This is a genomic window from Cryobacterium sp. TMT1-2-1 (assembly GCF_004403955.1).
GTDB classification, from domain to species: domain Bacteria; phylum Actinomycetota; class Actinomycetes; order Actinomycetales; family Microbacteriaceae; genus Cryobacterium; species Cryobacterium psychrotolerans.
Genome location: NZ_SOHC01000024.1, coordinates 20,393 through 33,460, shown reverse-complemented (window position 1 = coordinate 33,460; position 13,068 = coordinate 20,393). Strand labels below are relative to the sequence as shown.

Genomic DNA, 13,068 nt, shown 5'->3' with positions numbered 1-13,068 from the left:
AACTGCGGTTTCGCGGGGACTACTTCCAGAGAACCGCGACGGCGATGTTGGCGACGGTGAGGCCGCCGATGGCCCAGAGTGCCCACGACGGGGCGACGGGCTTCTTGCGGTACATGATCACGAGCACCGTGATCACGATGAGGACGACCAGTTTGACGGCGATCTTGGCATTGTCGATCTCGCCGGGCTCGGCCATCTGCACGAGGCCGACGAGCAGCAGGCCGGTCACCAGCTGGGTCAGGGCGCCGTGGAACATCGCGGCGACGACGGTGCCCTTGCCGGCGATGATGTCCTTCACCTGCACCAGGAACCCGCCGAGCAGCGAGGCGAGGCCGATGAAGTGCAGAATGACGAGAATACCGATCAGGATGTCCATGCCGCCAGCCTAGGGGACGGCACCATCGCTCACCGGCAGGCGAGGCTCACCGGGACGCGAGGCTCACTGGGAGGCGAGGCTCACTGGGAGGCGAGCTCCCGCAGCAGCCGAGCCGTCGCGATCGCCGCCGACGCGGCCTCCTCGCCCTTGTCCTCCTTCGAGCCGGGCAGCCCGGCCCGGTCGAGCCCCTGCTGCTCGTCGTCGAGGGTGAGCACGCCGAACCCGACGGGCTTGCCGGCGTCCAGCGCCACCCGGGTCAGGCCATCCGTCGCCGCCGCCGACACGTATTCGAAGTGGGGGGTGCCGCCGCGGATGATCACGCCGAGCGCGACCACCGCATCCGCCCCGTTCTCGAGGGCGATCTTGCAGGCGACCGGCAGCTCGAAGCTGCCGGGCACGCGCACCAGGGACCAGCTTGCGCCGGACGCCTCGAGCACGCGGGTCGCCCCGGCGATCAGCCCGTCGGTGATCACGTCATGCCAGCGCCCGGCCACGATCACGACGCTGAGGCCGGTTCCGTCGACGGTCAGTTCGGGCGATCCTGCTCCGCTCACAGTGCGATTCCCTTCAACATGTGGTGCTCCTCGATGTGGTGGCCCATCTTGTCGCGCTTGGCGGCCAGGTAGTCCTCATTGTGGCTGCCGATCCCGACGACGAGCGGCACGCGCTCGGTCACGGCGACGCCGTGCAGCTCGAGCTGGCGCACCTTCTCCGGGTTGTTGGTCAGCAGGCGCACCGAGGTCAGCCCCATCTGGTGCAGGATGCCCGTGGCCGCGCCGTAGTCGCGGGAGTCACCGGGCAGGCCCAGGGCCAGGTTCGCGTCGAGCGTGTCCAGGCCGTCTTCCTGCAGTTTGTAGGCGCGGAGCTTGTTGATCAGGCCGATGCCGCGACCCTCCTGGCCGCGCAGGTAGACGACGACGCCGCCCTCCCGCTGGATGGTCTCCAGCGCCGCGTCCAGCTGGGGGCCGCACTCGCATTTGAGCGAGCCGAACGCCTCGCCGGTCAGGCACTCGGAGTGCACCCGGACGAGGGCGCCGTTGGCCGGGACTCCCGAAACGACGGCGACGTGGTCGGCCCCGGTCATCCGGTCGCGGTAGGCCCGCATCTGGAATGCGCCGTGCCTGGTCGGAACCGTCGTCTCCACCTCGAAGTCCACCCGCGGCGATTCGAGGATCGGGCTGATCGTGGGCAGGTCGGTGTCGCAGTGGAATTCCTGCAGGTACTCGATCAGCTCCTTGATCGTGATCACGAGCACGCCCTCGCGCTCGCCGAGCTCGATCAGGCCGGGCAGACGCATCATCTCGCCGTCCTCGGCGACGATCTCGGCGATCCCGGCGACCGGCACGAGGCCGGCCAGCTTCATCAGGTCGACCGCGGCCTCGGTGTGGCCGTCGCGCTCGCGCACCCCGCCGTCCACGGCGCGCAAGGGCAGGATGTGGCCCGGCCGGTGCAGGCTGGCCGGGGTGGAGATCGGGTCGGCCAGCACCCGCAGGGTGTGCGCCCGATCGGCGGCGCTGATGCCCGTGCTCAGGCGATCGGCCGCGTCGACCGACACGGTGTAGGCGGTGCCGCGCACGTCCTCGTTGTTCAGAACCATGACGGGCAGGTCGAGCTGGTCGGCGATGTCGTTGGTCATCGGCGCGCAGATGAAGCCGGACGAGTATCGAACCGTCCAGGCGATCCACTCCTGGGTGGCCATCTGGGCGGAGATGATGACGTCGCCCTCGTTCTCGCGGCCTTCGTCGTCGGCGACGATGACCGGCTTGCCCAGGCGCAGCGCCTCGAGGGCGGTGGGGATGTCGGCGAGGCTCATAATGCGCTCCTTTGTGTTGCGGGTGCTTGGGGTGCTTGGGGTGCTTGGGGTGCTTGGGGTGCGGGTGCTTGGGGTGCGGCGTCGGCGGCGCCTGCGCCTGCGGCTGTGGGTCGTGCGGCCGCCGCCAGGTCGAGGATTCGCAGGGCGTGGCGGGCCAGGATGTCGGTCTCGAGGTTGACCTGGTCCCCGACCCCGAGGGCGCCGAGGGTGGTCGCAGTGAGGGTCTCGGGGATCAGCGAGACCTCGAACCACTGCTCCGGTTCGCTCGCCGGGCTGATGTTGCTCACGGTGAGCGACACTCCGTCGATCGCGATTGACCCCTTGCCGGTGACCAGCGGGGCGAGCTCGGGGGAGAGGTCGAACCTCAGCACCCGCCAGGCGTCGCCGGGGGTGACCCGGAGCACGGTGCTCGTGCCGTCGATGTGGCCCTGCACGATGTGCCCGCCGAGGCGGTCGCCGACGAGCGCGGCGCGTTCGAGGTTGACCGGCGTGCCCTCGGCCAGGCCATCGAGCGTGGACATGGCCAGGGTCTGCGCCATGACGTCGGCCGTGAAGCCCTCCGGGGTGCGGTCGACGACGGTGAGGCACACGCCGTTGACCGAGATCGAGTCGCCGTGCCCCGCGCCGGCCACGACCAGGGGGGCGCGGAAGGTGAGGCGTGCGGCATCCGTCGAACGCTCGATCCGTTCGATGCTGCCGAGTTCCTCAATGATTCCGGTGAACATGGTCGTTCCTTTCCAGGGGGCGCGCGATGACGAGGATGTCGTCGCCGAGCCGGTCGAGGTGGGTGATGGCCAGCCGCCGCTGTTCAGCGATGCCCTGGACACCGATGTCATTCAGGGCGAGCCGGCCGCCGCCCAGCAGGGTGGGGGCCAGGTAGATGAGGTATTCGTCGGCGAGGCCGGCGGCCACGAACGCGCTGGCGAGGGTGGGGCCGCCCTCGACGAAGACGCGACGGATGCCGCGCTCGTGCAGGTCGCCGAGCACGGCGCCGAGGTCGGAGCCGTCGAAGAAAAGAGGGGCCTGCGGGTGCGAGAGCACGGCGGAGCCCGCGGGGATCGGACGGGTGCCGAGCACGACGGGAATCGGCTGGCCGGGCAGGAGGCCGCCGTCGGCGTCTCGGGCGGTCAGCGCCGGGTCATCGGCGAGGACCGTGCCGGTCCCGACGACGATGGCGTCGGCCTGCGCTCGCCGCCGGTGCACGTCCTGGCGGGCCTCGGGGCCGGTGATCCACTGGCTGGACCCGTCGGCGGCGGCCGCGCGGCCGTCGAGGCTGGAGGCCCATTTGACGGTCACGAACGGGCGGCCGAGGCCCGCGGCGAAGAGCCAGTCGGCCAGGAACGCCGTGGCTTCCTCGGCGAGCACCCCGCCCTGGATCGCCACGCCGGCCGCGCGCAGCCGTTCGGCCCCGCCGGAGGAGCGTTCGCCGGGGTCGGCGACCGCGTAGACGACGCGGCTGATGCCGGCGTCGAGGAGGGCGACCGAGCAGGGGCTGGTGCGACCGGTGTGGTTGCACGGCTCGAGGGTGACCACGGCGGTTGCGCCGCGGGCGCCGCCGGCCGGAAGCTTGGAGAGGGCGTCGACCTCGGCGTGCGGGGTGCCGGCGCCGCGGTGCCAGCCTTCGGCGAGTGTCTCGCCGTCGGCGCCCAGGATGATGCAGCCCACGCGCGGGTTGACGCCGGTCGCCGGGCCGTTGCCGGCGAGGTCGAGGGCGCGACGCATGGAGCGTTCGTAGTCCGCGTCCTGTGTCATTCCCGTCCCCGTTCGTGGTCCGCACGAACTCCGGGGGTAGGGGCATCGCGAAACGCGAAACCCGCCGATCGATCTCGAAAGATCAACCGACTCGTGCGCCTCCCATCCGGACTTTAACCGTCGGTGCTGGAGTTTCACCAGCTCAACCGCTTCGCTCCGAGGAGCGTCACGGGTCGCGGACTTTAACCGCCGGCTCGGATTTTCACCGACCCCGGAGCACGTTTCTTACTTCTAGTTATATCCCAACGCGTGCGGCTCCGGATAATTCCCGCCCGCATCGTCACCTCCCGCCTCCCGCGCCCGCTTCCCGCTTCCCGCGTCGGCTGCTGTGTGGCCAACTCAGGAGATTTCGGATGTTCGGGCCCGGTTCCCCCGGATGAGTGCGGCCTCCGGGCGCCGGCGCACGGATTCTCCTGAGTTGGCCACACAGCGAACCGGCCGCTGGTCGGCGGATTGCGGCGGTGGCGGCCGTGGGACCGGGCGACGGCGGATTGGTGCGGCGGCGACCGGCGGACCGCGTGCCGGCCGGTCAGGGGGTCGCGACCAGTGCCCGCGCCGTGCCCTCGTCGAGGAACAGGTCGGTGATGAGGTCGGCACACAGGGCTCCGCGCAGGCTCGGCAGCTTGGAGTTGCCCGAGACGACGCAGATCCGGCGTGGCGTGCGCTGCAGCACGGCGAAGTCCGGGCCGGTGCCGCGTTCGTTCAGCGGGATGCCGCCGGTCGACCCGTCAGCGCGGAAGAACACCGTCGCCACGTCGCCGACCACCCCGTCGCGGTTGAGCGCGTCGAAGTCGTCCGGATCGAGGTAGCCGCCGGCGTAGACGTGGCTGGGCACCTCGGAGAAGGGCGACCCCAGCCCGAACAGCGCGACGTCCATCCGCCCCTGCATCTCGATCAGCCGGGCCATGCTGCGCTCGCGCCAGAGCGCCTGCCTGGTCAGCGGGTCGTCGAAGAACGCGGGCACCGGGAACTGCTGCACATGGGCGCCGAACGCGTTGCCGAACCGGCCGAGGATTTCGCTCGCGTAGCCGAGCCCGGTGGTGCTCATATTGCCGGCGCCATTGAGTTGCACGATCTGCGAATTGTGGGTCGGCTTCGGCGTGATGTGCCGGCTGATCGCACTCATCGTCGAGCCCCAGGCGATGCCCATGATCATGTTCGAGTCGAAGTACTGGCCGAGAATTCGTGCAACCGAGAGGGCGACGCGCTCAAGCCGGTCGACGTCGTTGGCACGGTCGGACACCGGAACGACATGCGCCGTGACCCCGTAGCGGGCCTGGATTTCCTGCTCCAGCCGGCTCGGCGCATCCAGCGGGGACCGGATCTGGATGTCGACGAGCCCGGTCGCCCTGGCGTGGCTGAGCAGCCGGGAGACCGAGGATCTCGAGGTGTGCAGCTCCTGCGCGATGGCCTCCATCGTCAGGTCCTGCAGGTAGTACAGCTGCGAGGCGGTGAGCGCGTCGCGGGTGCGGTCGGACTGCGCCGGGTCGTCGTCGAGCAGCATTCTCACTCCTTGCACGTATGTGCAATCCGACTGAATGTTTGTGTCGGACTGTCAGGCTGTATTCATTCACATGTCTTGCCGTCAGCGCAAGCGCCCCTGCATGCTCCCATCCCGAGAGGCCAGAGAACAGTGACGTCCACCCAGTCTCAGTCAGCCCAGTCAGCCATCCGCACCCGCCCCGAGGCGCAGGTGCTCATCATCGGGGCCGGCATCAACGGCATCGCGACCTTCCGCGACCTGGCACTGCAGGGTGTCGACGTGGTGATCGTCGACAAGGGAGACTACGTCTCGGGCGCCTCGGCCGCGTCCTCGCACATGATCCACGGCGGCGTCCGCTACCTCGAGAACGGTGAGTTCCGCCTGGTCAAGGAGTCCGTCGAGGAGCGCAACGGGCTGCTGAAAATCGCGCCGCACTACGTCAAGCCGCTCAAGACGACGGTGCCGATCTTCTCGACCTTCTCCGGTGTGCTGGCCGCGCCGCTGCGGTTCCTCACCCACAGGCAGGGCAAGCACCAGGAGCGCGGCGCCCTGCTGATCAAGGTCGGCCTCTCCCTTTACGACTCCTTCTCCCGCGACGGCGGCAGCGTTCCCCGCCACGAGTTCCACGGCGCCCGCGAGTCGCTGGCCCAGCTGCCCCGGCTGAATCCGGGCCTCAAGTACACGGCCACCTACTACGACGCGGCGATGCACGACCCGGAGCGCCTCGCGCTTGACGTGCTGCGCGACGGCCTGGATGCCGGGCTGCACGCCCGCAGCGCCAACTACACCGAGGCGATCGGGATGGATGCCGACGGCGTGCGCCTGCGGGACGTCGTCACCGGCGAGGAATTCAGCGTGACGGCCGATGTCGTGGTGAACACCTCGGGGCCGTGGACCGACCTCACCAATGCCGCGCTCGGCCGGGCCAGCGAGTTCATGGGCGGCACCAAGGGCTCGCACATCGTCGTCGACCATCCCGAACTGCTCGCCGCGACCGGCGGGCGGGAGATCTTCTTCGAGCACAGCGACGGCCGCATCGTGCTGATCTACCCGCTGAAGGACCGCGTGCTGATCGGCACGACCGACCTCGAGCACGACATGACCCAGCCGATCCGCTGCACCGAGACCGAGATCGACTACTTCTTCGAACTCGTCTCGCACGTATTCCCAGACATCACGGTCGGCCGTTCCGACATCGTCTTCCGCTTCGCCGGGGTGCGGCCGCTGCCCCGCCACGACGACGAACAGCCCGGCTTCGTGTCCCGCGACTACCGGATCGAATCCCGCCCGCTCGGCGCCCGGACCGGCACCCTGCTCAGCCTGGTCGGCGGCAAGTGGACGACCTTCCGCGCCCTCGCCGAGAACCTGGGCGGCGACATCCTGACCCTGCTGGGCATGCCGAGAACCGTCTCGACGGTCGGGCTCCCCATCGGCGGCGGGCGCGACTTTCCGGTGACGGATGACGCGCTGCAGGTCTGGCTGGCCGCGAACGGCGACGAGGTGGGCCGGCCCAGGGCCGCACTGCTTCTGGCCCGGTACGGCACTCGGGCGGTGCAGGTCATCGAGCACCTCACGGCCGGGCCGGATGCCCCGCTGGAGCACGCCTCGGACTACACCCGGCGCGAGATCGAATACCTCGCCGCCACGGAGTCGGTCGTGCGACTCATCGACGTGCTGCTGCGGCGCACGAGCATCGCATTCGTCGGCGGCACGACCAGCGCCCTGGTCGGGGAGCTCGCCGATGTGGTCGCACCGGTGCTCGGCTGGGATGCCGCGCGCCGGGCGGCCGAGATCGAGCTCGCGGTCGGCATCCTGCGCCAGGTTCACGGAGTCGACCTGGCTCCGATCGAACGGGACGCCCACGCGGCCGCCTGACGCCCGGCGGGCCGGATCTGCACGAACGTGCAGCCCAAACCCCCCAAACGGGTACCGGGGGACCGGTACGGTTTCACAGGATTGCTGATTCACCCCTGGTGAATCGGATCCTCAGCTTCACCCCATCAGAAAGGTCAATGTGGACAATCTCGGTGTTGTATTCCTGTCGGAGGTAGTCGGAACGGCCATCCTCGTGCTGCTCGGCTGCGGCGTTGTCGCCAACGTCGCGCTCGCAAAAACCAAGGGTTTCGGCGGTGGCTTCCTCATGGTCACGATCGGCTGGGGCCTCGCCGTCTTCGCCGGTGTGATCGTCGCCTACAACTCGGGCGCGCACCTGAATCCGGCGGTGACGCTCGGGCTCGTGGCCTCCGGCGCCACCGAGTTCGGCTCGGGAGTGCCGGTCACGTTCCTGTCGGTGCTCGTCTACATTGCCGCCGAGATGCTCGGCGCGATTTTCGGCGCCGTGGTCGTCTGGCTTGCCTACAAGCAGCACTTCGACGCCGAACCGGATGCGGGCAGCAAACTCGCCGTGTTCTCGACCGGCCCGGCGATCCGGTCCTACGGCTGGAACCTGGCCACCGAGATCATCGGCACCTTCGTGCTCGTCTTCGTCGTCATCGCCTTCGGCGGCGGACGCCAGGGCGAAGCCGGCGGCCTCGCCGCCCTCGGCGCCCTGCCGGTGGCCCTGCTCGTGATCGTGATCGGCACCTCGCTCGGCGGCCCGACCGGCTACGCCATCAACCCGGCCCGTGACCTCGGGCCGCGGATCGCGCACTTCCTGCTGCCGATCAAGGGCAAGGGCGGCTCAGACTGGGCCTACTCCTGGGTGCCGGTCGTCGGACCGGTCATCGGCGGGCTTCTCGCCGGCTGGGCTTCGGTCGTGCTGCTGCCGATCCTCAGCTGACTCGCCCCACAGCTTCACCAGCCACAGTCATACTCGTCACCACCCCCTCGCAGTCTCAACAAAGGAGTTCAGAATGGCCCAGTACGTCCTCGCCATCGACCAGGGAACGACAAGCACGCGCACGATCATCTTCGACAAGACCGGTTCGATCGTGTCCAGCGGGCAGAAGGAGCACGAGCAGATCTTCCCGCAGGCCGGCTGGGTCGAGCATGACCCGAAGGAGATCTGGGACAACACCCGCGAGGTGATCGGACAGGCGCTCTCGAAGGCCAACATCACCCGCCACGACATCGAGGCGGTCGGAATCACCAACCAGCGCGAGACCGCCGTCGTCTGGGACAAGACCACCGGCATCCCCGTCTACAACGCCATCGTCTGGCAGGACACCCGCACCCAGCCGATCGTCGACCGGCTCGCCGCCGACGGCGGGGTGGAACGGTTCAAGCAGAAGGTCGGCCTGCCGCTGGCGACCTACTTCTCCGGCACGAAGATCGTCTGGATCCTCGAGAACGTGCCCGGCGCCCGCGACAAGGCCAACAACGGGGACCTGCTCTTTGGCACGACCGACTCCTGGGTGCTCTGGAACCTGACCGGCGGCGTCGAGGGCGGCGTGCACGCGACGGACGTCACCAACGCGTCCCGCACGATGTTCATGGACCTCGAGACCCTGCAGTGGGACGACGAGATCCTCGGCATCTTCGACGTGCCGAAGTCGATGCTGCCCGAGATCAGGTCCTCGTCGGAGGTCTACGGCGTCGCGAGCGGGCACAGCCTGCTCCGAGAGGTGCCGATCGCGGGCATCCTCGGCGACCAGCAGGCCGCCACCTTCGGCCAGGCCGCGTTCGACCAGGGCGAGGCCAAGAACACGTACGGCACCGGCAACTTCATCATCTTCAACACCGGCACCGAGATCGTGCACTCGAAGAACGGGCTGCTGACCACGCTCGGCTACAAGCTCGGCGATGACGCGCCGCACTACGCCCTCGAAGGCTCCATCGCCGTGACCGGGTCGCTGGTGCAGTGGTTGCGCGACAACCTCGGCCTGATCGGCTCGGCCGACGAGATCGAGGCCCTGGCGAAGACGGTCGACGACAACGGCGGGGCGTACTTCGTGCCGGCGTTCTCCGGCCTGTTCGCGCCGTACTGGCGCTCGGATGCCCGCGGCGCGCTGGTGGGCCTGACCCGCTTCGTGAACAAGGGCCACATCGCCCGGGCGGCGCTGGAGGCGACGGCGTTCCAGACCCGCGAGGTGATCGACGCGGTCAACGCCGACTCCGGCGTTCCGCTGACCGAGCTCAAGGTCGACGGCGGCATGATCGCCAACAACCTGCTGATGCAGTTCCAGGCCGACCTCCTCGGCGTCCCCGTGATCCGGCCGGTGGTCGCGGAAACGACGGCGCTCGGCGCCGCCTACGCGGCCGGCCTCGCGGTCGGCTTCTGGAGCGGGCTGGACGAGCTGCGCGCGAACTGGCAGGAGGACTCGCGCTGGACTCCGTCGATGGACACGGCCGAGAGCGACCGCCTGCTGCGCAACTGGAAGAAGGCCGTCACCAAGACCCTGGACTGGGTCGACGAGGACGTCCGCTAGCAGCGCCGCCCCCTCCCTTCCTCGCGAAACCCGGCGGCCTCCACGGCCGCCGGGTTTCGGCGCATCCGCATCCGCCCGCATCCGCCCGCATCCGCCCGCATCCGCCCGCATCCGCCCGCATCCGCCCGCATCCGCCCGCATCCGCCCGCATCCGCCCGCATCCGCCCGCATCCGCCCCCTGCCGCATCCGCCCTGGGGGCATCCGCATCCGACGCCTGCTCTGCCCGGGGACGGGTTTGGCTAACTCAGGAGAATTCGCATCTGCGTCCGGTGGGCCCGCGGACCAGTGCGGCCGTTTCCCTTCGCCGCACTGGATCTCCTGAGTTAGCCACGAGCGGCGGTGGACACGAGCGGCGGTGGACACGAGGGGCGGTGGAGACGCGGGCGGGAGGGACGAGTTCGCCACAGGGGCGGTGGGCCGGCGTTGTCCCCAGAACCATCGGAGGCCGGAATTCGCGGGCCGCGGGTCGTCAGGCTGCTGGCCATGAGCTGGGCCGAATACTTCCGCGACAACCGAGTGCAGATTGCCGAGACCGCGGCCCTGAACTCTGCCGGTGCCACCTGGCGAGCGCTTCGAGGCGCCGTAGACGCTGGACACCTGATCCGCGTGCGGCGGGGTCACTACGCACTGCCGGATACGGACGTCCACATCCTGGAGGCCGTGCGCGTCGGCGGACGGCTGACATGTGTTTCCGCCGCGGCGGACGTGGGCGTGTTCGCCTTTGACAGCAGGCTCGCGCATGTCCAGATTGATCCCACGGGTTCCCGTTTGCGCACACCTCACGACCGATTCCAGCTCCTCACGGACCAGAACCGACACGGCGTCGAGCTCCACTGGAACGTACTGCTCCAACCTGACGACGGCTCCGAGTACCGAGTCGGGCTCATCGACGCGTTGGTGCAGATTCTTCGCTGCCAGGAGCCCAGGTTCGCGCTGGCCTCCCTGGACAGTGCCCTGCACCAGCGCCTGATGCCTCCGACCGCGCTTTCTGTGATCTTCGCCGCGGTGCCGCGGGAAATCCTGTATCTCAGGCGCCTCGTCGATGCGCGCAGCGAAGCGGGTCAGGAAACCGTGCTTCGCTTCATCGTCGGGCAGGCCGGATACGAATTCGAGATCCAGGTGCGCATTGACGGGGTCGGTCGAATCGACATGATTGTGGAAGGGTGCATCGCCGTCGAGGCGGACAGCCGGCAGTTTCACGATGGCTGGGACGCCCACGCGCGCGACCGGACTCGTGATTGCGAACTGGCGATGCTCGGATACCTGCCCCTTCGGGTGCTCTACCGCGACATCATGTTCCACCCCGAGCGCGTGCTCGCCGCAATCGCAGGCCTGCTCGACGCAAGCCGCCACTACCGCCGCACGTTCGCCTAGCTGGGCCGTCCGCCGCCTGGCCGGCCCGCTCCCGGAGGTGACCCGCCCGGCCCCGGAAATGTGTGACCGGCCCGGTCCCGGAAATGTGGCCAGCCCTCTTCCGAAGGTGTGAGCGGCTCTCTCCCGGACGGTGCCGATGGCCTCCATCAGAGCGACTGCGCGTCCCTCGCGGTGGCTAACTCAGGAGATTCCGGATGCGTCGGGTGCCCTGAACCGCCATTTCGGGGGCCGGAGAACGCCGGATACGAATTCTCCTGAGTTAGCCACACCCGGCGGGTGAGTCGGCGCCGGGCGGGGGATCGCCAAGCGGTTGCTCGAGGGGCCAGCCGTCCTTCGGCTCCCGGGTGTCGGAGGAGCGGAGCACGGCGTGCCAGGACGGGGGATAGGTGCCGTCGCGGTGCGCCTGGATCGCCGGCCCGACCCCGGTGAACGTGAACCCGGCATTTCGCGCGCTGCGCGCGGACGCCATATTCCCCTCGAGGCATTGCCAGCTGATGGTGTCGACCACGCCGTTCGCGAACGCCCACTCGATCACCAGCCGCTGCGCCTCGGGGATGTGGCCGTGGCCGCGGTGGGGGGCGCCGAGCCAGTAGCCGATCGAGGCGCTCGGCAGCCGCAGGCCGATGACCCCCAGCAATTGCGCGGTCTCCGGGTCGCGAACCGCCCAGGTGTACTCCGAGTCCGCCGCCCACGCCGCCGGTATATACCCGGAGACGAATGAGTCGGCGTCGGAGCGCTGGTACGGCCACGGGATGTGCAGGTAGCGCTCGAAAATCGGGTCCTGGCAGTACTCGTAGACGCGCTCGGCATCGGCCGGGAGCAGCTGGTCCAGCCGCAGGAGCGGCGAGGACAGGGTGACGGGCCGCACCATCAGCGCCTCGGCAGCAGGCCGACGGCGTCGTAGGCCCGCGCCAGGGTGACGTCGGCCACGGCCGCGGCCCGGTCGGCGTTGTGCGCCAGCAGGCGGTCCAGCTCCGCCGGGTCGTCCAGCAGCTCGATCACACGCGAACGGATCGGCCCGAAGGTGCCCTCGACGACCTCGACGAGGCCCTTCTTCAGGTCGCCGTAACCGCGCCCCGCGTACTCGTCCTCTAGAGAGCCGATCGTGACCCCCGCCAGCACCGAATAGATCGTGAGCAGGTTCGCCACGCCGGGCTTGTTCTCCCGGTCGAAGACGACGCCGCCCTCCGCGTCGGTGACCGCACGCATGATCTTCTTCTTCGTCACCGACGGCTCGTCGAGCAGCCAGATCACCCCGGCGTGCGACTCGGCCGACTTCGACATCTTCGAGGTCGGGTTCTGCAGGTCGTAGATCTTCGCGGTCTCCTTGACGATGGCCACCTCCGGCACCGTGAAGGTCGAGCCGAAACGCGAGTTGAAGCGTGCCGCCAGGTCGCGGGTGAGCTCGACATGCTGCCGCTGGTCTTCGCCGACCGGCACGATCTCGGTCTGGTACAGCAGGATGTCCGCGGCCATTAGCGTCGGGTAGGCGAACAGTCCGACCGTCGTCGCGTCCTGTCCGTGCCGGGCGGACTTGTCCTTGAACTGGGTCATCCGGCTGGCCTCGCCGAAGCCGGTGATGGTGTTGAGCACCCAGGCCAGCTGCGCGTGAGCGGCGACATGCGACTGCACGTACAGGGTCGACGCCGAGGGGTCGATGCCGGCGGCGATGTACTGCGCCGCGGTGCGCCGGGTGTTCTCCCGCAGTGCGGCGGGGTCCTGCGCGACCGTGATGGCGTGCAGGTCGACGATGGAGAAGAACGCGTCGTGCGTCTGCTGCAGCGCCTTCCAGTTGAGCAGGGCGCCGATGTAGTTGCCGATCTGCAGCGATTCTGCGGAGGGCTGCATGCCGGAGTAGAGGCGGGGCTTGTCCATGAGGTCAGGTCTCTCGTGCGTGTGCCG

At 69.2% G+C, this 13,068-nt stretch carries 12 protein-coding genes and 1 riboswitch; of the genes, 4 read left to right on the top strand and 8 right to left on the bottom strand.

Going from position 1 to position 13,068, the window contains the following annotated elements:
- Window positions 1-19: 19 nt before the first annotated feature.
- The 6 genes from E3T33_RS04125 to E3T33_RS04100 form a co-directional block, all read right to left on the bottom strand.
- Window positions 20-376 carry a hypothetical protein gene (locus E3T33_RS04125; protein WP_092322988.1) on the bottom strand — a complete coding sequence of 119 codons (357 nt, stop codon included), beginning with the start codon at window positions 374-376 and terminating at the stop codon, window positions 20-22.
- 80 nt (window positions 377-456) lie between these two features.
- Window positions 457-930 carry a 6,7-dimethyl-8-ribityllumazine synthase gene (ribH, locus tag E3T33_RS04120; protein ID WP_134574816.1) on the bottom strand — a complete coding sequence of 158 codons (474 nt, stop codon included), beginning with the start codon at window positions 928-930 and terminating at the stop codon, window positions 457-459.
- A complete protein-coding gene (gene ribA / locus E3T33_RS04115; protein ID WP_092322991.1) occupies window positions 927-2,189 on the bottom strand; it encodes a GTP cyclohydrolase II in 1,263 nt (420 codons plus the stop codon). The genes ribH and ribA overlap by 4 nt, the downstream gene beginning before the upstream one ends.
- Window positions 2,186-2,914 carry a riboflavin synthase gene (locus tag E3T33_RS04110; protein WP_134574815.1) on the bottom strand — a complete coding sequence of 243 codons (729 nt, stop codon included), beginning with the start codon at window positions 2,912-2,914 and terminating at the stop codon, window positions 2,186-2,188. The genes ribA and E3T33_RS04110 overlap by 4 nt, the downstream gene beginning before the upstream one ends.
- The gene (gene ribD, locus E3T33_RS04105) at window positions 2,895-3,941 is read right to left on the bottom strand and encodes a bifunctional diaminohydroxyphosphoribosylaminopyrimidine deaminase/5-amino-6-(5-phosphoribosylamino)uracil reductase RibD (protein WP_166784387.1); all 1,047 of its coding nucleotides are present in this window, start codon (window positions 3,939-3,941) and stop codon (window positions 2,895-2,897) included. Before ribD ends, E3T33_RS04110 begins: the two co-directional genes overlap by 20 nt.
- A 90-nt stretch (window positions 3,942-4,031) precedes the next feature.
- A riboswitch (FMN riboswitch) is annotated at window positions 4,032-4,164 on the bottom strand.
- A gap of 306 nt (window positions 4,165-4,470) precedes the next feature.
- Entirely contained in the window at window positions 4,471-5,445 is a 975-nt protein-coding gene (locus E3T33_RS04100) for a sugar-binding domain-containing protein (protein ID WP_092322994.1), read from the bottom strand.
- 129 nt (window positions 5,446-5,574) lie between these two features.
- Here E3T33_RS04100 and E3T33_RS04095 point away from each other — a divergent pair, with 129 nt between their 5' ends.
- The 4 genes from E3T33_RS04095 (at window position 5,575) to E3T33_RS04080 (ending at window position 11,166) form a co-directional block, all read left to right on the top strand.
- Window positions 5,575-7,299, top strand: a complete 1,725-nt coding sequence (locus tag E3T33_RS04095; protein WP_092322996.1) for a glycerol-3-phosphate dehydrogenase/oxidase — start codon at window positions 5,575-5,577, stop codon at window positions 7,297-7,299.
- Between the two features lie 139 nt (window positions 7,300-7,438).
- Window positions 7,439-8,203 carry an MIP/aquaporin family protein gene (locus tag E3T33_RS04090; protein ID WP_134574814.1) on the top strand — a complete coding sequence of 255 codons (765 nt, stop codon included), beginning with the start codon at window positions 7,439-7,441 and terminating at the stop codon, window positions 8,201-8,203.
- Window positions 8,204-8,276: 73 nt separating this feature from the next.
- Window positions 8,277-9,791: a glycerol kinase GlpK gene (glpK, locus tag E3T33_RS04085; protein WP_092321861.1), complete on the top strand. Its 1,515-nt coding sequence runs from the start codon at window positions 8,277-8,279 to the stop codon at window positions 9,789-9,791.
- A 484-nt stretch (window positions 9,792-10,275) separates the two neighbouring features.
- A complete protein-coding gene (locus E3T33_RS04080; RefSeq protein WP_092323212.1) occupies window positions 10,276-11,166 on the top strand; it encodes a hypothetical protein in 891 nt (296 codons plus the stop codon).
- 259 nt (window positions 11,167-11,425) lie between these two features.
- Here E3T33_RS04080 and E3T33_RS04075 read toward each other — a convergent pair whose 3' ends face one another.
- Together E3T33_RS04075 and trpS are read right to left on the bottom strand one after the other, a co-directional pair.
- The gene (locus E3T33_RS04075; protein WP_092323211.1) at window positions 11,426-12,037 is read right to left on the bottom strand and encodes a GNAT family N-acetyltransferase; all 612 of its coding nucleotides are present in this window, start codon (window positions 12,035-12,037) and stop codon (window positions 11,426-11,428) included.
- Window positions 12,037-13,041, bottom strand: coding sequence for a tryptophan--tRNA ligase (gene trpS / locus E3T33_RS04070; RefSeq protein ID WP_092323209.1), 1,005 nt, complete (start codon window positions 13,039-13,041; stop codon window positions 12,037-12,039). The genes E3T33_RS04075 and trpS overlap by 1 nt, the downstream gene beginning before the upstream one ends.
- Window positions 13,042-13,068: the final 27 nt, after the last annotated feature.